This is a genomic window from Fundidesulfovibrio agrisoli, from assembly GCF_022808715.1.
Lineage (GTDB): Bacteria > Desulfobacterota > Desulfovibrionia > Desulfovibrionales > Desulfovibrionaceae > Fundidesulfovibrio > Fundidesulfovibrio agrisoli.
Map to the genome: position 1 here is coordinate 31,055 of NZ_JAKZKX010000005.1, position 18,074 is coordinate 49,128.

Annotated in this window: 15 protein-coding genes; 1 reads left to right on the plus strand and 14 read right to left on the minus strand. The window is 67.2% G+C overall.

What is annotated here, in order from left to right; all coding sequences use genetic code 11:
- Nucleotides 1–16: 16 nt before the first annotated feature.
- From MLE27_RS05175 to MLE27_RS05220, 10 genes are all read right to left on the minus strand, one after another.
- Nucleotides 17–1,336 carry a transcription antitermination factor NusB gene (locus tag MLE27_RS05175; RefSeq protein ID WP_243310831.1) on the minus strand — a complete coding sequence of 440 codons (1,320 nt, stop codon included), beginning with the start codon at nucleotides 1,334–1,336 and terminating at the stop codon, nucleotides 17–19.
- Nucleotides 1,336–2,175 (minus strand): DUF116 domain-containing protein, encoded by an 840-nt coding sequence (locus tag MLE27_RS05180; protein WP_243310832.1) that lies wholly within the window; start codon nucleotides 2,173–2,175, stop codon nucleotides 1,336–1,338. Before MLE27_RS05180 ends, MLE27_RS05175 begins: the two co-directional genes overlap by 1 nt.
- A 73-nt stretch (nucleotides 2,176–2,248) precedes the next feature.
- The gene (fmt, locus tag MLE27_RS05185; protein ID WP_341482507.1) at nucleotides 2,249–3,241 is read right to left on the minus strand and encodes a methionyl-tRNA formyltransferase; all 993 of its coding nucleotides are present in this window, start codon (nucleotides 3,239–3,241) and stop codon (nucleotides 2,249–2,251) included.
- Complete coding sequence (def, locus tag MLE27_RS05190) at nucleotides 3,238–3,753, minus strand: peptide deformylase (RefSeq protein ID WP_243310834.1); 516 nt, start codon at nucleotides 3,751–3,753, stop codon at nucleotides 3,238–3,240. The genes fmt and def overlap by 4 nt, the downstream gene beginning before the upstream one ends.
- A gap of 3 nt (nucleotides 3,754–3,756) precedes the next feature.
- The gene (gene aspS, locus MLE27_RS05195) at nucleotides 3,757–5,637 is read right to left on the minus strand and encodes an aspartate--tRNA ligase (RefSeq protein ID WP_243310835.1); all 1,881 of its coding nucleotides are present in this window, start codon (nucleotides 5,635–5,637) and stop codon (nucleotides 3,757–3,759) included.
- Between the two features lie 22 nt (nucleotides 5,638–5,659).
- Nucleotides 5,660–6,904 (minus strand): histidine--tRNA ligase, encoded by a 1,245-nt coding sequence (hisS, locus tag MLE27_RS05200; RefSeq protein WP_243310836.1) that lies wholly within the window; start codon nucleotides 6,902–6,904, stop codon nucleotides 5,660–5,662.
- A 63-nt stretch (nucleotides 6,905–6,967) separates the two neighbouring features.
- The gene (locus MLE27_RS05205; RefSeq protein WP_243310837.1) at nucleotides 6,968–7,693 is read right to left on the minus strand and encodes a class I SAM-dependent methyltransferase; all 726 of its coding nucleotides are present in this window, start codon (nucleotides 7,691–7,693) and stop codon (nucleotides 6,968–6,970) included.
- A 64-nt stretch (nucleotides 7,694–7,757) separates the two neighbouring features.
- A complete protein-coding gene (locus MLE27_RS05210) occupies nucleotides 7,758–10,136 on the minus strand; it encodes an ArnT family glycosyltransferase (protein WP_243310838.1) in 2,379 nt (792 codons plus the stop codon).
- A gap of 93 nt (nucleotides 10,137–10,229) precedes the next feature.
- Nucleotides 10,230–11,918 carry a glutamine--tRNA ligase/YqeY domain fusion protein gene (locus MLE27_RS05215; protein WP_243310839.1) on the minus strand — a complete coding sequence of 563 codons (1,689 nt, stop codon included), beginning with the start codon at nucleotides 11,916–11,918 and terminating at the stop codon, nucleotides 10,230–10,232.
- 264 nt (nucleotides 11,919–12,182) lie between these two features.
- On the minus strand, nucleotides 12,183–12,389 hold the full coding sequence (locus tag MLE27_RS05220; protein WP_243310840.1) for a Nif11-like leader peptide family natural product precursor: 207 nt from the start codon (nucleotides 12,387–12,389) through the stop codon (nucleotides 12,183–12,185).
- 116 nt (nucleotides 12,390–12,505) lie between these two features.
- Here MLE27_RS05220 and MLE27_RS05225 point away from each other — a divergent pair, with 116 nt between their 5' ends.
- Complete coding sequence (locus MLE27_RS05225; RefSeq protein ID WP_391899684.1) at nucleotides 12,506–13,255, plus strand: methyltransferase domain-containing protein; 750 nt, start codon at nucleotides 12,506–12,508, stop codon at nucleotides 13,253–13,255.
- 199 nt (nucleotides 13,256–13,454) lie between these two features.
- On the opposite strand, the gene rlmN is transcribed toward MLE27_RS05225, so the two are convergent.
- The 4 genes from rlmN to MLE27_RS05245 are packed head-to-tail and all read right to left on the minus strand — an operon-like array spanning nucleotide 13,455 to nucleotide 18,069.
- The gene (rlmN, locus tag MLE27_RS05230) at nucleotides 13,455–14,516 is read right to left on the minus strand and encodes a dual-specificity RNA methyltransferase RlmN (protein WP_243310842.1); all 1,062 of its coding nucleotides are present in this window, start codon (nucleotides 14,514–14,516) and stop codon (nucleotides 13,455–13,457) included.
- On the minus strand, nucleotides 14,513–15,838 hold the full coding sequence (locus MLE27_RS05235; RefSeq protein WP_243310843.1) for an HD domain-containing protein: 1,326 nt from the start codon (nucleotides 15,836–15,838) through the stop codon (nucleotides 14,513–14,515). The genes rlmN and MLE27_RS05235 overlap by 4 nt, the downstream gene beginning before the upstream one ends.
- Nucleotides 15,839–15,852: 14 nt before the next feature.
- Nucleotides 15,853–17,133, minus strand: a complete 1,281-nt coding sequence (locus MLE27_RS05240) for a dihydroorotase (protein WP_243310844.1) — start codon at nucleotides 17,131–17,133, stop codon at nucleotides 15,853–15,855.
- A 3-nt stretch (nucleotides 17,134–17,136) separates the two neighbouring features.
- On the minus strand, nucleotides 17,137–18,069 hold the full coding sequence (locus MLE27_RS05245) for an aspartate carbamoyltransferase catalytic subunit (protein WP_243310845.1): 933 nt from the start codon (nucleotides 18,067–18,069) through the stop codon (nucleotides 17,137–17,139).
- Nucleotides 18,070–18,074 lie beyond the last annotated feature (5 nt).

An 18,074-nucleotide genomic window follows, 5' to 3' on the forward strand; every position in this document is an offset into this window, starting at 1 on the left:
GTCCCGGCCGCCTCTCCTACCGCTTTCTGAAAGAACATCCCCACATGGCCTCGCGCAGAGGCAACCCGGGCTGCGGTTCGGCCATGCCGGTTCGCTCCCATCCGGCCTTTTCCAGGAAAGCGGCCTGGGCCTCGTTCTCGCCCTTGGTCATGGTGCACGTGGCGTAGACGAGGGCCGAACCCGAAGGCATGAACTGGGAGAGCTGCTCAAGGATGGAACGCTGCAGCTTGGCCAGGTTGCGCACGTCGGCCAGGGTGCGCTTCCACTTGGAGTCGGGCCTGCGGCTGAGCACGCCGAGCCCGCTGCAAGGCGCGTCCACAAACACTGTGGCGGGTTTGGAATGAAGCGGCGGCTTGGAAGCGTCGGCCAGGAACACCAGCGGTTTGTTCAAGCCCAACCTGAGGATTTCCCTGTCCAGCCCGCGCAGCCTGCGCATGTTGGAATCGGACGCCCACACTTCTTCATGTCCCGCTTCAAGAAGCGCGGCGGTCTTGCCGCCGCGCCCGGCGCAGCAATCCCACACCGGCCCCTTCCAGGCGGGCGCGTCCAGCTTGGCCAGCAGGTAACCCGCGGAGACGGTCTGGCGCGAGAGCCTGCCCTGGGCCTCGGCCTCCAGCAGGCCGGGGTCGGCGGCGGAAAGCGAGGAGGGCAGGGCGGCGAAGTAGGGGAAGGCCCCGGCGGCCCACTCGTATGTTCCCTCGATCTTGGCGTAGAATTCACGGGCGTCCGGCCTGGCGGCGTTGACGCGCAGCCCGGTCAGCGGCGGCAGCAGCTGGGCCTCCATGAGCTCCTCGGCCCGCTTGTGGCCGTAGTCGTCCATCCAGAGCTTCACAAGCCAGTCCGGCAGGGAGTACCAGGCCGCCAAAGCCTGTGTATTGCGATTGGCCCCCGATGTGTAATACTCACGTTTCATGGCGTCCGCGCCCAGGGCCTGGATGCGGCGCAGCACGGCGTTGGCCAGGTTGGCCTGGGTCTGGCCCAGGCGGGCCTTCACCGCGTTCACGGCCCAGGAGAGCGTGGCGTGGGGCGGCACGCCGTCCAGGAACAGCAGCTCGTAGATGGCCACGCCCAGCACCCGCATGATGAGCGGGTGCGTGCGCTCGGGCTTGGAGAGGTGCCTGGCGGCCAGGTGTTCCACGCGGCCTTTGTAGCGCAGGTAGCCGTAGACCAGCTCCGTGGCCAGGGCCTTGTCCCTGGGGTCGGGGGAGAGGGAGCGCAGGGTGGCGTCCAGGCCGGCCTGGAGGTCCTGCCCGGAACCGCCGCCCACGGGAAGGATGCGCTCCAGGGAGGCCAGCGCGGCCATCCTGGAGGGGGGAAGAATCTGTTCGGCGGGCATCAGGCTTCTCCGTGTTTGCTGTCGAGTAAGGGGCCGGGCTTGGGGGCGAGCCTGGGGATCACAGGGGCGGGAGCGGCCTTGGAGCCGAGGAAGTGGCGCAGGGTGTTTTCCAGTACGGTCAGGGGGACCAGGGTGTCCAGGCAGGGGCCCTGGGGGCGTTCGTTGAGCACGCCGAAGACGGGCAGGGGGTAGGCGTCCTGGATGCCGCTGGCCAGGTCGCGCTCACAGGCCACGGCCACGATGAGCTTGGGCCGCTTCTGCACGATGATGCGCCGGGCGATGGTTCCGCCGGTGGCGATGGCCATGTGCACGCCGTAGGCCTCGGTGAGGGCCAGGAGCCCGTGCACCGGGCACAGCCCGCAACGCTTGCAGTTGAAGATGTCGTAGGTCAGGCGCACGGAGCAGCGCGAGGACTGCAGGCAGTGCGGCAGCAGCAGGAGCACCTGGCCGGGCTCGTAACGCTTGCCCTCGGCCAGCACCAGCTCGTTGTTGACCTTGATGAAGGAGTTGCGCACCCGCTCTTTCGAGATGCCGAAGATGCGGGCGATGATGATCATCAGGGGCAGGAAGAGCTTGATGGTCAGGCCGCGCATGCGCCGGGTGAAAGGCAGGTGCCGCCCCAGGGCCACGGAGAAGGTCAGCCCCAGGCAGGCCCAGAGCACGAACAGGATGGCCACGCCCATGAGCGCGCCCCAGGCCGGCACCGCCAGCGGATGGATCTGGGCCAGGCCGATGGTGGGCACGATCCACAAGAGGGCCAGCACGCAGCAGACAACCAGGGTGCTGGCGCTGATAAGCCCGATGAACAGGCGCTTGCGTGAGCTTTCGGCGATTTCCATGTGGGTTCAGACTAATTGGTTTGCGGGGAAAAGCAACATGCCGCCGGTATAACCCCGAGCGGGCAGGGGAACTTCAGGAGAGGAAGTCCGCCGGGGGAGGGCACACCGGGGGCAGAGACGGGTCCATCTTACTCAGGTAGCCGCAGGCGAAGGCGGTGGCGTCCATGAATTTCTTGCCCGCGGGCTGCACCGATGGAATGTAATAGGTTCCATTGGCGCAAGCTATGGCAAGCCGCCCCGACACAAGCCCCAGGACGCATCCTGGAGGGGTTCCTGGGGGTAAGTCATGCGAATAGCTGCCAGGAGCGGCCAGAAGGCGAATCTGGCGATTTTCGCCCTGTACGGGAAGCATGAAGGCGGCGCCCGGTCGGGGGGACATGGCGCGGATGCGGTTGTGCACCTGCTCCACGGTTTCGTCCCAGCGGATCAGGGCGTCCTCGCGGGTGATCTTGGCCGCGTAGGTGGCGAGGGCGCCGTCCTGGGGCTCGGGCTCGACCTGTCCGCCCGCGAGCAGGTCAAGGGCCTCCAAGGCCATCTCCCCGCCCAGGTCGGCCAGGCGGTCGTGCAGGCCGCCCGCCGTTTCGTCGGGGCCTACGGGAATGACGCGCCTTGTTAGCATGGGGCCGGTGTCCAGGCCCGTCTCCATGCGCATGATGGTGATGCCGGTCTCGGTGCAGCCGTCCATGATGCAGCGCTGGATGGGCGCGGCCCCGCGGTAGCGCGGAAGGATCGAGCCGTGCACGTTCCAGGGGCCGAGCGCGGGGATGTCCAGCACGGACTTGGGCAGTATCAGCCCGTAGGCGGCCACCAGCAGCACGTCCGGGTTGTAGGAGGCCAGCTCGGCCACGTGCTCGTGGCACTTGAAGTTGAGCGGCTGGAGCACCTCGATGCCGTTCTCCAGGGCCAGCACCTTCACCGGGCCGGGCACGCACTTGTGGCCCCGGCCGCAGGGGCGGTCCGGCTGGCAGTAGACCGCCACGACCTCGTGGCGGCACGATGCGATCACCCGGCGCAGCACGGTGGCCGCGAAGTCCGGGGTGCCCATGAAGACGATCCTCAAGCTCACCCCTCGGCCTTGCGGGCCTTGAGCCACTTCTTGACCTTGTTGTCGTACATGGCCCGCTTGAGGCGGCTGACGTGGTCGATGAACAGAACGCCGTCCAGGTGGTCGATCTCGTGTTGCAGGCAGATGGCCAGGATGCCGTCCGCCGGAATCTCGACGGGCTTGCCCTCCAGGTCGGTGGCCTTGACCACCACCTTCTCGGAGCGGCGCACCTTGGAGCGGAAGTTGGCCACGGAGAGGCAGCCTTCCTCATCGTCCACCTGACCCTCGCGGGAGACGATCTCCGGGTTGACCAGGAACATCAGGTCCGTGCGCTCGTCCGGGCCGGAGACGTCCACGGCGATGAGCCGGCAGCACTCGCCCACCTGGGGGGCGGCCAGGCCCACGCCGCGTTTCTCGTACATGGCCTCGGCCATCTCCTCGGCCAGTTGGCGGATCTCGGGGGTGATCTCGCAGATGGGCTCGGCCTTCTTGCAGAGGATCGGGTCGGGGTACTTGAGTATCTTTCTGGCCATGGCTCAGGACGCTTCCTTGCCGGCAGTCTGCTCTGCGGCTTCCTTGCCCGGGGCTCCGGGGGCGGCTGCTTCCTTGGCCACGCTCTCGCGCAGCTTGATGCCCAGCTCGCGAAGCTGCTTGGCGGCAACGGGGCTCGGGGCCTCGGTCATCAGGCAGGTGGCCTTCTGGGTCTTGGGGAAGGCGATGACGTCGCGGATGGACTTGGCCCCGCTCATGAGCATCACCAGCCGGTCCAGGCCGAAGGCGATGCCGCCGTGCGGGGGCGCGCCGTACTGCAGGGCGTTCAGCAGGAAGCTGAACTTCTCCTCGGCCTCGGCCGGGTCGAAGCCCAAGGCCTCGAACATGGCGTTCTGCTTCTCAAGTGTATGGTTGCGGATGGAGCCGCCGCCGATCTCGTTGCCGTTGAGCACCAGGTCGTAGGCGCGGGCCAGGGCTCCGGCCGGGTCGGTCTTCAAAAGTTCCAGATGGCCGTCCTTGGGCGAGGTGAAGGGATGGTGCTTGGCCACCCAGCGCTTCTCCTCGGGGTCGTGCTCCAGCAGGGGGAAGTCCGTGACCCAGAGGGGCTTGAACTGGCCTTCGTCGATGAGGCCAAGGCGCTCGCCCAGCTGCACGCGCAGGTTGCCCAGGGCGGCGTTGACCATGTCGGAGGCGCCCGCCTGGAAGAACACGATGTCGCCAACCTCCAGGCCCAGGCGCTCGGCCAGGGCGGCGCGCTCGGCGTCGGAGAAGAACTTGGCGATGGGGGACTGCCACTCGTTCTCGCGGATCTTGATCCAGGCCAGGCCCTGCGCCCCGTAGATCTTCACGAACTCGGTGAGCTCGTCGATCTCCTTGCGGGTCATGGTCTCGCCGCCGGGCACCTTGAGGCCCTTGACCAGCTCGGCCTTGGCGAACACGCGCAGTTCGCAGCCGCGTACGATGTCCGAGACGTCGGTGAGCTTGAGGCCGAAGCGCACGTCGGGCTTGTCCACGCCGTAGTCGCGCATGGCGTCGGCGTAGGTCATGCGGGGGAAGGGACTCGGCAGCTCCATGTCCAGGCACTCGGAGAACAGGGTGCGGATCATGTTTTCGGCCATGCCCATGACCTGCTCCTCGTCCACGAAGCTCATCTCGATATCGATCTGGGTGAACTCGGGCTGGCGGTCGGCGCGCAGGTCCTCGTCGCGGAAGCATTTGACGATCTGGTAGTAGCGGTCCATCCCGGCCACCATGAGCAGCTGCTTGAACAGCTGGGGCGACTGGGGCAGGGCGAAGAACTGGCCCTGGTTCACCCGGCTGGGCACCAGGAAGTCGCGCGCGCCCTCGGGGGTGGACTTGGTGAGAATCGGGGTCTCCACCTCAAGGAAGCCCAGGCCGTCAAGGTAGCGGCGCACGCTCTGGGCCGCCTTGGAGCGCAGGATGAAGTTCTGGGCCAGCTTGGGGCGGCGCAGGTCCAGGTAGCGGTACTTCAGGCGCAGGGCCTCGCCCGCGTCCTGGCGGTCCTCGATGGTGAAGGGCGGGGTCTTGGAGGTGTTCAGGAGCTTCCAGTCGTTGACGACGATCTCCACCTCGCCCGTGACCATGTTGGGGTTGGCCATGCCCTCGGGGCGGGGGCGCACGGTGCCCTTGATGGCCAGCACGTACTCGGAGCGCACCACGTGGGCGCGGGCGTGGGCCTCGGGCGCGTGGTCCGGGCTGAAGACGACCTGGGTCAGGCCCTCGCGGTCGCGCAGGTCGACGAAGATGAGGCCGCCGTGGTCGCGGCGGAACTGCACCCAGCCCATGAGGCAGACGTCCTGCCCGATGTCGGCGGCGGTGAGCTTGCAGCAGCTGTGCGTGCGGCGCCAGTCGCCAAGGGCGTCGGTGGCGCGGGGGGTCTCGTCGGGGGAGGTGATCTGGTCCATGAGGCGTATGCTCCGCTGCCCGCTAGGGGGCTATGATGTCCAAAAGGGTGTCTTGGGAAACGGTTTCCTGGGTACCGGCCAGCATGTTCTTTACCACCACGGTGCCATCGGCCAGCTCGGATTCGCCGAGGATCAGGCAGTAGCGCGCGCCGGACTTGCCCGCCTGGCGCATCTGGGCCTTGGCGGACTTGGCCGCCAGGGCGCACTCGCCGGAGAGCCCGGCGGCGCGCAGCTTCTGCGCCAGCAGGAGCCCGGCGTCCAGGCCCTGGGCGCCGAGCACGGCCAGGTGGAAATCCGGCGCGGCGGCTCCGGCGTCGCCCATGAGCAGGGCCAGGCGCTCCATGCCGCAGGCGAAGCCCACACCGGGCAGGTCAGGCCCGCCGAGGTTCTTCACCAGGCCGTCGTAGCGCCCGCCGCCCGCAACCGCGGACTGGGCCCCGATCTTGCCCGAGGTGACCTCGAAGGTGGTGCGCACGTAGTAGTCCAGCCCGCGCACCAGCCTGGGGTTCAGCGTATAGTCGAATCCTGCCGCGTCAAGGACGCCGGTGACAGTGGCGAAGTGGGTGCGGCAGTCGTCGCAGAGGTAGTCCGAAATCAGGGGCGCGCCCTTGGTCAGCTCCTTGCAGCTTGGCACCTTGCAATCCAGCACGCGCAAGGGGTTGGTCAGCTTGCGGCGCAGGCAGTCCTCGCAGAGCTGGCCGCCGTCGAAGCCCTTGAAATAGTCGTTCAGGGCCTGCTGGTAGGCGGGGCGGCAGTCAGGGCAGCCCAGGGAGTTGAGCTCGAAGTTGAGTTCGCCGATGCCGATCTCCGTGAGGAAGTGCCCCAGCATGAAGAGCATCTCGGCGTCCAGGTGGGCCGAGGGCGAGCCGAAGGCCTCCACGTCCAGCTGGTGGAACTGGCGCATGCGGCCCTTCTGCGGCCGCTCGTAGCGGAACATGGGGCCGTAGGTGAAGAGCTTGGTCAGCTCCTCCTGGGCGTGCAGCGCGTTCTCCACGTAGGCGCGGACCATGCCCGCCGTGGCCTCGGGGCGCATGGTCAGGGAGCGGCCCTTGCGGTCGGGGAAGGTGTACATCTCCTTCTGGACCACGTCCGTCTCCTCGCCGATGGAGCGGGAGAAGAGTTCGGTGCGCTCCAGCACGGGGACGCGGGCTTCCTTGTAGCCGTATTGGCCGAAAACCCGGCGCGCGGCGCTCTCGAGGCGTTCGAAGACGGTGGCCTGATCCGCGAGCAGATCGGCGAAACCTTTGATTTTCTGGATTTTTTCCATAGGGAACCCCAGGGCGGCGTGCGCCCGGCAAAAGAGGGCTGTTAGCCCCAACACCTCGGGTTGTCAAAAACTCTTTGTGGGCTGCGCCCCCGCGAAGGAGAGCAGCGGCGTCAACGGCGGCTCCGCGGTGAGGTCCGCCGCGCATACGCAGTAGGCCCCCACCGGCAGGGGCAGCACCATCTTGCCCAGCCCCCACAGGGGCGGGCCGTCGCGCCAGGCGCACTCCGGGAAGGGCAGCACGCTGGCCTCCCGGACCGGTGCCAGGCCCAGGGCCTCCCGCAGCATGCGGTGCATGGCCCAGGGAGTGTACCATTTGGCCTTGGCCAGCAGCCTGTGCCTGCGGGCCGAGAACCGGTAGAGCGAGAAGGCGTTCACGTAGCCCACGATCACCCCGCGCCGGGCCACGCGCGCCGCTTCGCGCAGGGCCAGCTCCGGGTCGTCCAGGTATTCGAGCACCGTGAGCAGGGCCACGTAGTCGAAGCTGTCCGGGTCGTAGGGCAGATGCATGGCGTTGCCCACCGAGCACTCCACCCGTTCGCCCAGGCGGTGCCGGGATGCGGCAACCATCACCGGGGAGGCGTCGCAGCCGGTGACGTCGAACCCGGCCCGATGGAAGAACTCCAGAAACATGCCCGGCCCGCACCCAATCTCCAGGAGCGTGCGCCCCCGCCTGGGCCAGCAGGCGGTGAGCTTCTCGATCAGGCGGCATTCCTGGGCGAAGGCGTAGGCCCCGCGCGGGGTGGCCAGCCAACGCTCGTAGAGTTCAAGGTCGCTTCGGTCCCAGTACATGATGTCATTCCATACGTGGAATCGGGGAGCGCGCAAGCGGCTTGCGGAGGGCTAGCACGCGGGTTCACCTGGCGAAACGGTGAAAATACGAACCATCCCTGGCGAATAGCTGGCTTTCGACCCCGGTGAGCTCGGCGCGCAGCACCGTACCGGCTGGAAGCGGGGCGGGCAGCCGGACCAGATAGTCCGCTCCGATGGGGGTCCAGCCGTCTCCTGTGCCCAGGAGGTCGAAAAGTGGCGTTTCCGGCTCGCCCTCGTGTTCCAGCAGCAGCCGCACCCGAGAGCCGACGCCGCTGACGCGCGGGGAGAAGGCCAGGTAGTTGACGGGCTCCGACAGCCTGAACCGCATGGACGCGATGCGGTCCCCCCCGGGGGTGGCGTAGGTGAAGCCTTCGCCCTGCGCCACGACAGGGGCTTCACCCCCGGGGGCGGGCTCAACCGTGAGCGCCACTGGCACGCGTTTTCCGTGGTCGAGGCGCAGGTAGCTCTGGCTGAGGTCCTGCAGGTAGGCGCGCGGATACCCGGCGAGCAGGGGCTCCCCGTAGCCGTGGAAACCGGCGGAAAAACCCATGAGCCTGACGGTTGAGAAATTGAGGCCCGGATAGACGGGCGTCAGGGGCATGGCCGTGAGCTCGACGGTCAGCCGCAGGGTTTTGTAGGCCTTGTCGCGGGGAATGGTGATGAAAGCCGAGCGGAGTGGGTCGGGCCAGGCCGTGACGAAGGCCGTGCACTCCGGTTCGTCGTCGAAGCGGGCCAGCACCCTGAGGCTGTTGCCCTTGCCTGCAATTTCGTAATCGATGCGGCAGGAGATGAGCTGGGGGAAGCTGCCGGTCTGTTCGCTGAAGTCGTAGCTCACGCGGCTGGGCTCGCCCACGCGCGTGGGGCAGACCCCGTCGCCGAAGTTGGAGGCGAATTGAACGCTGTTCCAGGCGGAAGTCTTTGAAATGAAGTCGCCGGGGGTCATGGAGACGGCGCGCCGGTAGGGCAGGGAGGTCACGGCGGGGGAGGGGTCCCTGGGGATCCGCCACTGGAGCAGGCGTTTCCCGCCGATGAGCTCCTCGTGCGTTGGCGGGCCGAGTTGCCGCGCCAGCGCCTGGGCCGAAGCGCCGAAAAAGGCGTCGCCGTAGAGGGCGAAACCGGCGGACGGGTCCTGGGGCGTGGCGCTGTTCTCCACCATGTAGTTGCGGCGCACGTTGTTGGCGTAGAAGTACTCCAGCGCGTTCCAGGCATCGTCGGAACTCATGCCCATGATGTCCGTCCTGGTGAGGCGCTGGGCCATGGCCGCGGCCAGTTGGCGTTCGCACTCGCCGCATTGGGCCGGGTCGAGGATGTCGCCACCGGAAAGCCGGTGCACGGCCGGCGGGATCAGCAGCAGGGCGGCCAGGAAGGCGATGACCGCCGGCGCGGCCCGCCCCGGCAAGAGCCTGGCCGCCAGGGCCCCCAGCAACAGGGCCAGGAAGGGCACCAGGGGCTGGACATAGCGGTAGACCACGTAACCGTGTTTGAGGATGAGCAGAATCACCCCGGGCAGAGCGAACGCCAGAGCCAGGTGGCGAAGCACGTGGGGGGCCCGCGTGCACCAGCGGGTGAAGGGGTAGGCCAGGGCGGCGGCGCACAGCAGCAGCACCGCAGGGAAATATGGCTGCCCAGCGAGCGCGGGCCAGGGGAGGCTGAATTCGAGGACCTGCCTGTAGGCCAGGGTGATGGGTGCTAGGATGTCGATGCGGCTGGAGTTCGAATTGACGAGCGCACCCCCCTTAAGCACGACCGAGATGAACGGAAGCACCGGCAGGGCCGAGAAGGCGAAAGAGAGAGCGAACAGGCCGAACGTGGCCTTGGTGAGGGTACGTGTGCGCAGCAGCTCCAGAAGGACGACCACGGCGAAGCCCACAACAAGCACCGCGGACATGTAATGGCACATCACGCCCAGGGCATTGCACAGGGTGAAGCCCGCCAGGTGTTTCAGCGAGCGGCGGCGGAACCAGTGCAGAAGGAAATACATGCCCCCGCACACGAACAGGACCGACAGGGCATGGGGGCGGATCATATCCCCGCTGCCCCTGGCCAAGGGGGAGGCCGCCATGAGCAGGGCGGCGATCATGCCGGCCGGCCTGGAGATGAAATCCCGCCCGGTGGCGTACACCAGGGCCACCGTGGCCAGGAAGGCAGCCGTTGAAATGAGCCTGAAGAAGGCGGGCTGGTCCATGACCGTGGACGCGGCCTTGATCAGGTAGTGGTAGTAGGGCGGGTGCATTTCCACGCTGGCGGCCCAGTGCCAGATGTAGGACAGGGGCGTCCGGGACATGATGAGCACGAGGGTCTGGTCCCAGTCGATGCTGAGGGTATCCAGCCCGTGGGTGCAGATCAGAAGCAGGCAAGCCAGCACGGCGTACAGCAGGAGGCTGTAAAACCGGCCTGATTCATTGGGGCGTGTGCTTGGCATGGCGGCGTGCAATAGGTGGCGATGAGGCCCGGACTCACACGCCGGGCGGTGGGCCGGGCCGCCGGGTGCGCACCCGGCGGCCCGCCTTATTGTCTAGCTTTTCTTTTCCTGCTTGGCCCAGGAGTCGCGCAGGCCCACGCTGCGGTTGAACACCAGCCTGTCCGGCCCGTGGTCGCGCCTGTCGGCCACGAAGTAGCCCAGGCGCTCGAACTGGAAGAAGTCCTCGGGCTTGGCAAGGGCCAGGCTCGGCTCCACCGGGCAGGCCGGGAGCGTCTTCAGGGCCTCGGGGTTGATGTAGTCCTTGAAATCCTTGCCTTCCTCCACGTCCATGGGGTCGGCCTTGACGAAGGAGCGGTCGTAAAGGCGCACCTCGGCCCAGGCGGCGTGCCGGGCAGAAACCCAGTGCAGCGTGCCCTTGACCTTGCGGCCGTCGTCTGACCACCCGCCCTTGGTCTTGGGGTCGTACTCGCAGACGATCTCCGTGACTTCGCCGGTCTTGGGGTCCTTCACCACGTCCACGCAGGTGACGTAGTAGGCGTGGCGCAGGCGCACCTCCTTGCCGGGGGAGAGGCGGTGGTAGCCCTTGGGCGGCACTTCCCTGAAGTCGTCGCGCTCGATGTAGAGCTCGCGCGAGAAGGGGATGCTGCGCGTGCCCAGCTCGGGCTTTTCCTGGTGGTTGGGGCACTCGAAGGTCTCGGTCTGGCCTTCGGGGTAGTTGCGGATGACCACCTTCACGGGGTCGAGCACGGCGAAGGCCCTGGGCGCGCGGTCGTTCAGGTCTTCGCGCAGGCAGGCCTCCAGCATCTCGATCTCCACGGTGTTGGCCGCGCGGGCCACGCCGATGCGCTCCGCGAACATGCGCAGGGATTCGGGCGTGTAGCCCCTGCGGCGCATGCCCTGCAGGGTGGACATGCGGGGGTCGTCCCAGCCGGTGACGTAGCCCTCCTCCACCAGTTGGATCAGCCTGCGCTTGCTCATGACCATGTAGGTCAGGTTCAGGCGCGCGAACTCGTACTGCCGGGGCCGGGCGGGCACGGGCAGGTTGTCCAGCACCCAGTCGTAGAGCTCGCGGTTGTTCTCGAACTCCAGGGTGCAGATGGAATGGGTGATGCCCTCCATCGCGTCGGAGATGCAGTGCGTGTAGTCGTACATCGGGTAGATGCACCACTCGTCGCCGGTGCGGTGATGGTGCGCGTGGCGGATGCGGTAGAGCGTGGGGTCGCGCATGACGATGTTGGGCGAGGCCATGTCGATCTTGGCCCTGAGCACCCGCGCCCCGTCGGGGAATTCGCCCGCGCGCATCCGGCGGAAGAGGTCCAGGTTCTCGTCGACCGTGCGGTCGCGCCAGGGGCTGTTCAGGCCCGGCTCGGTCAAGGTGCCGCGCGTCTCGCGGATCTGCTCGGCGGTCTGGTCGTCGACGTAGGCCAGGCCCTTCTTGATGAGCAGTTCGGCGTATTCGTAGAGCTTCCCGAAGTAGTCGGAAGCGAAATACATGCGGTCGTCCCAGGTGAAGCCCAGCCAGCGCACGTCGGCCTGGATTGCGTCGACGTACTCCTGCTCCTCCTTGGTGGGGTTGGTGTCGTCGAAGCGCAGGTTGCAGGTGCCGCCGTACTCCTTGGCGACGCCGAAGTTGAGGCAGATGGACTTGGCGTGGCCGATGTGCAGGTAGCCGTTGGGCTCCGGGGGGAAGCGGGTGGCCACGGCGGTATGCTTGCCCGAGGCCAGATCCTCGGAGACGATGGTGCGGATGAAGTCCAGATGCTCTTTGGCGTTGTCGCTCATGCGTGCGTCCTTTTCACCTTTTGGGTTAACCAGGAGGCAATAGGGAAAAAGGCGCGTGCGGTCAAACGCCGCGCCAGCGGGGCTTCGGGGCCGGACGCCTTGCCGGGCGGACGGCCCGGATGGAAAGGGGCGGGTGGCGCGTGGAGAGCGCCTCCTGCCCGGGCAGGGTTGCCGGGGCCTGGCGCAGCAACTGGGCGCGGGCGGAGCGGGGCGGTTCAGGGTGCGCCCGGGGCTCCCAGTCCGATGGAGACCCCGGGCGGAAGATCAGTCCTTCTTGGGCAGCTGGTCCGTTCCGTGGACTTCGTAGACTTCCTTCTGGGCCAGCTTGAACTCGTCGATGTCGAAGTCGTAGCCGTTCTCGCGGATGAAGGCCCAGTTGCACTCGGCGTCCTCGCACTGGTTGACCTTGCGGCGGAACTCCGGGTCGTCGCGCATGCGCTGCATGTATGCCTTGGCGGATTCGATGCTCATGAAAAGCTCCTTGGGTTCTGTGCCTTGTAAAATAAGCGGTTTACCAAAAATGGCAAGAATCGTTCTTGGCGATAGATTTTCTTGATAAGCCGTGTGCCTGGTTATAGACGTGAATCATGAAACTGAGCACCCAGCAGCGCGAGCGCATCGCGGCGACCCTGGACGAGAAGTACCGCTCCGTGGCCTCGGCCCCGGAGGGGCAGTTCCAGTACCCCACGGGGCAAGCCGGCCTGGACGGCCTGGGCTACGAGCCGGGCTGGTACGCCCACATCCCGGGGGAGGTGCGCCGCTTCTTCTGCGGCGTGGGCAACCCCTTCAAGGCCGGGCTGCCCGCGCCGGGGCAAAGCGTGCTGGACGTGGGCTGCGGCGCGGGCGTGGACACGCTCGTTGCGGCAGCCCTGGTCGGCCCGGAGGGCCTGGCCTGCGGGGTGGAGCGGTCGTTCCCCATGCTTGAGCGGGCCTGCCGCAACCGCGAGGCCTGCGGATTCGTGGAGGCTCAATTCGTGAGCAGCGTGGCCGAGGCCCTGCCCTTCGCGGACGGGAGCTTCGACATGGTGATCTCCAGCGGGGTCTACAACCTGGTGGTGGACAAGCGCGAGGCGCTCCAGGAGGCATACCGGGTGCTGAAGCCCGGCGGTAGGCTCCAGGTGGCGGACCAGATGCTGGTCGGGCCGCCGCCCATGAGCGAGGAGGAGGCCGCGCTCTCCTGGTTCAGGTGACAGGGCGGCGCCATACCGGGAACGGAGTTCCTGGCCATGCTTGGTGAGATAGGGTTTGTGGAGGCTGTGAGCCTGGGCGAGAGCGGGTTCAAGAGCTCCAGGGTGACTATGGGGATGGTGTTTGCGGCGGTGAAGCCGGAGAAGTGAATATCGGACCGAGAGGGCGCTGCCCTCTCGGGCTCTCCCGCCAAAGGGGTTCCCCCTTTGGAATCCATTTCCGCTTCGCGTCGATCTCCTGAGGGGCGTCGCCCGATCGGAAACCCGTCGCCGGGGTCCGGGGGGAGGCACTCCCCCCGGCGGGGGCCAGGGGGCGGCGCCCCCTTCGTCCAACCCCTTTCAATCTTCGTTAGTCGTCGCCGCGTTCGCTCGCCGTCACCAGCTGCCCGCAGGCGGCGAAGATATCCTTCCCCTTGCTCTTGCGCAGGGTCACCGTCACCGACTTGTCCCACAGGATCTTCTGGAACGCCTCCACGTCCGCCGGGTCCGGGGCCTCGTAAGGCAGCCCGGGCGACGGGTTGTAGGCGATCAAATTCACCTTGCCCTTCACGTGGGACATGAGCCGCACCAGCTCTCTGGCGTGTTCCGCGCGATCGTTCACTCCCCCCAGCAACACGTATTCGAAGGTCAGCTTCTCGCGATGGGCCAACGGGTACTGCCGCAGAATCTCCATGAGCTTGTCCAGCGGCAACCGCGCGGCCTTGGGCATGAGCCTGGCCCGCAGCTCCTGCGTGGGGGCGTGCAGCGACACGGCAAGCGACCCCAGGCCCGTGCGCCCGAACTCCAGGATGCCCGGCACGATGCCCACGGTGGAGACCGTGATGCGCCGCGTCGAGATATCCAGCCCCTGCGGGTGACGCAGCGACTCCAACGCGTTGACCAGGTGCTCGAAGTTGAGCAGAGGCTCGCCCATGCCCATGAACACCAGGTTGCGCAGCCGAAGCGCGCTGCCGGAGGCCTCCAGGTCGGCCCGGGCCAGCAGGATCTGGCCCAGGATCTCCCCGTGGGTCAGGTTGCGCTTGAGGCCCATGGTGCCCGTGCTGCAGAAGGTGCAGCCCATGGCGCACCCGGCCTGGCTGGAGAGGCACTGGGTGATGTGGGTCTTCTCAGGGATGAGCACCGTCTCGATCTGGGCGCCGTCTGCAAGCTCCAGCACGAACTTCACCGTGCCGTCGGAGCTTTGCAGGCGCTTGGCCACCCTGGGCAGCACGATGCAGGAGGACTCCTCCAGGCGGGCGCGGAGATCCTTGGAGATGTTGGTCATCTCCTGCGGGGAGGCCACGGCGTTCTGCCAGAGCCACTGCCAGACTTGTCGGGCCCGGAAAGGTTTCTCCCCGAGCCCGACGATGAAGTCCTCAAGCTGATGGAAGTTCAAATCCAGAAGATTCGGCTTCCCTTGGGTATCGGTCATCCCTTGAGCTGCTCCCGTGCGGTGTACTTCTTCACGAAGTCCACGGCCTGCTCCACGGTGGCCACGTCGCCCATGACCTGGGCCTTGAGCAGGGCGTCGCGGATGATGCCAACGCCCGGTCCGGGGGGCATGGAGAGGATGGTCATGATCTCGTTGCCGTTGAGCAGCGGCTCGAGCTCCTCCTCGCGGATCTCCGTGCGGTCGAGCATTTTGAGGTTGTGGTTGAATTCCTTGTAGTTGCCGTTGCGGGCCTTGATGTCGGCGCGGGCCAGCTCGATCAGGCGCGGGTACTCGTCCAGGCTCTTGAAGCGGCGGATGCCCTTGTCCGTGAGCATGAAGTGGAAGCGCATGTGCTGGCGCACCAGGTGGCAGATCAGCTCCATCTCGTCCGGGGCCATGCACAGCCGGGCCAGGATCTTGCGGACCACCTTGGCGCCCACGCGGTGGTGCTGGTGGAAGGTCCAGTTACCGTCCACGATCTCGGCGGTGTAGAGCTTGCCCACGTCGTGGAAGAGGCAGGCCAGGGTGCCGAACCAGTCGTAGGGCAGCTCCTCGGGGTAATGGCGCATGACCTCGAGGGTGTGGTCGAAGACGGATTCGTCCTCGGTCTCGTTCTTTTTCTGCTTGATGCGCGCCAGGGCGGCCACCTCGGGCAGCAGGGCGTGCAGGATCATGGATTCGTAGAGCAGACGCACGAACACGTGCATGTTCTCGGCCTCGACCTTGCGCCACTCGTTCATGATCTCGGAGACGGGCACGTAGTCCAGCACGCGCTGGCCGCCGCGCAGGATGGCCATCCAGGTGTTGGGGCCGATGGGCAGGCCGAAGTTGGCGGAAAAGCGCATGGCGCGCACCGCGCGCAGGTAGTCCTGCTTGAGGGTCTGGTCCTGGATGCCCTTGAAGCGCACCACGCCCTCGGAGAAGTCCGCGAAGCCGTCGTGGGGGTCTTCCACGGTGGGCATGTAGGGGCAGGCGAAGTAGTCGGGCATGTTCTCGCGCTCGGCCAGGGTCTTGGCCAGGCGGGGGGTTAGGCGCACGAGGCACTCCTCGGGGTGGGAGGCGTCGGCACTGTTGGACTGGTAGAAATGCAGGACTGTGTCGCCCTCGATCACGCGGGCGAAGCTGTCGCCCCCGTCGCGCTCCACGTTGGGGATCAGCTTCTGCAATTCGTCGAAGGCCACGTCGGTGCAGATGTCCAGCTCGGGCTGGGCGTCGGCGGTCAGCAGGCTCTTCTGGAGCTTGGCGTTGATGACGTAGGCGTCGTACCCGTTGCGGATGATGGCCTTGCAGATAGCGACGGCGTCTTTGAACGGCTGGCTCATGAACACTCCGGATGTTACGAAACGTGTTTGCCCGCCACGTAGAGCGCTTTGACCACGCCGGTCAGCTCGCGCCCCAGCAGCGGGGTGTTCTTGCCCTTGGACAGGAGCGCCTGGGGCGTGACCTTCCAGCGGGCGTTGGGGTCGAAAAGGATGAAGTCCGCAGGGTCGCCGAGCTGGAAGCGGTTCAGCGGCAGGCCGAAGATCTCGGCCGGGCGCTGGCACCAGGCGCGGATCAGGGCCTCGACTGACAGCTCCCCGCGCGCGGCCAGCTCCCAGGTGACTGAGAGGGCCGTTTCAAGCCCGGAGATGCCGTTGGGGGCCTCGTCGAAGGGGGTCTCCTTCTCGTGGGCGGCGTGGGGGGCGTGGTCCGTGGCCAGGGCGTCGATGGTGCCGTCCTCAAGGGCGGCCAGCAGGGCCTGCCTGTCCTCACCGGTGCGCAGGGGCGGGTTGACCTTGGCGTTGGTGTTGTAGCCCTCGCAGGCCTCCTCGGTGAGGATCAGGTAGTGCGGGCAGGTTTCGGCGGTCACGGGCGCGCCCTTGGCCTTGGCCGCGCGGATGATCTCCACGCTGCGCCTGGAGCTGATGTGCGCCAGATGCACCGGCACGTTCAGGTATTCGGCCAGCAGGCAGTCGCGCGCGGCCTGGATAGCCTCGCTGATGTCGGGGTTGCCGCGCAGGCCCAGGCGGGCGCTGACCACGCCCTCGTTGACGCCGGTGGCCGGGGCCAGCCAGGGGTCCTCGCAGTGGTCGATGACGGGCACGCCCAGGTCGGAGGCGTATTCCAGGGCGCGGCGAAACAGTTCGGAGTCGGACACGGGCCGGCCGTCGTTGGAGAAGGCCTTGCAGCCGGCCGTCTTCAGCTCCTCCATGGGGGCCAGGATCTTGCCCTCGAGTCCTACGGTGAGCGCGCCAACGGGGTAGAGCCTCGGCCCGCGCGGGTGGGAGCGGGCTGCCTTGTCCAGCATGGTTTCGGTGATGGGGGCCTGGTCGTTGACGGGGTCGGTGTTGGCCATGCACATCACGCTGCCGAAGCCGCCCTTGGCGGCCGCGGCCAGGCCGGTGGCGATGGTCTCCTTCCACTCCTGGCCGGGCTCGCGCAGATGCACGTGCACGTCGGTGAGGGAGGGCAGCAGCAGAAGCCCCTCGGCCTCCACCACCTTGGCCCCTTCGGGCGCGGGCTGCGAGCCGGAGGGGAACACGCCCAGAACGCGGCCCTTGGCCACGAACAGGTCCACATAGTCCTGAGGGGCCTGCGCAAGCGCGGCCCGGCGCACCACGAGATCAGCTTGAGACACGGGCTACTCCTTGCGTTCCTTGCGGGTGAGATAGAGGTGGAGCAGCGCCATGCGCACGTCCACGCCCGAGGACACCTGGTCCAGGATGAGGCTCTCCGGGGCGTCGGCCAAGTCCGAGGCGATCTCCCAGCCGCGGTTGATGGGGCCGGGGTGCAGCACCACGCAGTTCCTGGCCGCCTTGGCCAGGCGCGCCATGTTCATGCAGTAGCGGCGGGAGTACTCGCGCACGTCGGGCAGCAGCCCGGCCTGCTGGCGCTCCAACTGGAGGCGCAGGCACATCACGGCGTCCACGCCGCGCACGGCCTCGTCCAGGTCGTTGAACACGGGCACGTTCCAGCTTTTCACCGCGTGGGGCATGAGCGTGCGCGGGCCGCACAGGCGCACGTTTGCGCCCAGCAGCCGCAGCAGATGCACGTTGGAGCGCGCCACCCGGCTGTGGGCCACGTCGCCCAGGATGAGCACGGTCTTGCCTTCAACGCCGCCCCAGCGCTCGGTGAGGGTGAAGGCGTCCAGCAGGGCCTGGGTGGGGTGGGCGTGCCAGCCGTCGCCGGCGTTGATGACGGCGCAATCAAGCCGCTCGGCGATGAACTGGGCCGCCCCGCTCATGTTGTGGCGCATGACGATGCCGTCGGGCTTCATGGCCTGCAGGGTGAGCACCGTGTCCTTGAGGGACTCGCCCTTGACCAGCGAGCTGCCGCTCTTGGCCAGGGAGAAGGTGTCCGCGGAGAGGCGCTTGCCCGCCACGTCGAAGCTCGTCTTGGTGCGGGTGGAAGGTTCCGCGAAGAAAAGGATCACGGACTTGCCCTTGAGGATGGGCACCTTCTTCACGGGCCGGGAGTTGATCTCCTGGAAGGACTTGGCCGCCCTCAGGATTTCAAGGGCATCCGCCCTGGAAAGCTGGGTGACGTCGAGAAGATCCTTGTGTGGCCAGGTCATAGGGC

Excerpts from the sequence above, each read along its gene's own strand:
- MLE27_RS05220 (WP_243310840.1), bottom strand. The coding sequence starts at position 12,389 with ATGAGCATCGAATCCGCCAAGGCATACATGCAGCGCATGCGCGACGAC.
- MLE27_RS05180 (WP_243310832.1), bottom strand. The coding sequence starts at position 2,175 with ATGGAAATCGCCGAAAGCTCACGCAAGCGCCTGTTCATCGGGCTTATC.
- MLE27_RS05175 (WP_243310831.1), bottom strand. The coding sequence starts at position 1,336 with ATGCCCGCCGAACAGATTCTTCCCCCCTCCAGGATGGCCGCGCTGGCC.
- MLE27_RS05235 (WP_243310843.1), bottom strand. The coding sequence starts at position 15,838 with ATGAGCCAGCCGTTCAAAGACGCCGTCGCTATCTGCAAGGCCATCATC.
- MLE27_RS05245 (WP_243310845.1), bottom strand. The coding sequence starts at position 18,069 with ATGACCTGGCCACACAAGGATCTTCTCGACGTCACCCAGCTTTCCAGG.
- rlmN (WP_243310842.1), bottom strand. The coding sequence starts at position 14,516 with ATGACCGATACCCAAGGGAAGCCGAATCTTCTGGATTTGAACTTCCAT.
- hisS (WP_243310836.1), bottom strand. The coding sequence starts at position 6,904 with ATGGAAAAAATCCAGAAAATCAAAGGTTTCGCCGATCTGCTCGCGGAT.
- MLE27_RS05210 (WP_243310838.1), bottom strand. The coding sequence starts at position 10,136 with ATGCCAAGCACACGCCCCAATGAATCAGGCCGGTTTTACAGCCTCCTG.
- MLE27_RS05215 (WP_243310839.1), bottom strand. The coding sequence starts at position 11,918 with ATGAGCGACAACGCCAAAGAGCATCTGGACTTCATCCGCACCATCGTC.
- MLE27_RS05205 (WP_243310837.1), bottom strand. The coding sequence starts at position 7,693 with ATGTACTGGGACCGAAGCGACCTTGAACTCTACGAGCGTTGGCTGGCC.
- aspS (WP_243310835.1), bottom strand. The coding sequence starts at position 5,637 with ATGGACCAGATCACCTCCCCCGACGAGACCCCCCGCGCCACCGACGCC.
- def (WP_243310834.1), bottom strand. The coding sequence starts at position 3,753 with ATGGCCAGAAAGATACTCAAGTACCCCGACCCGATCCTCTGCAAGAAG.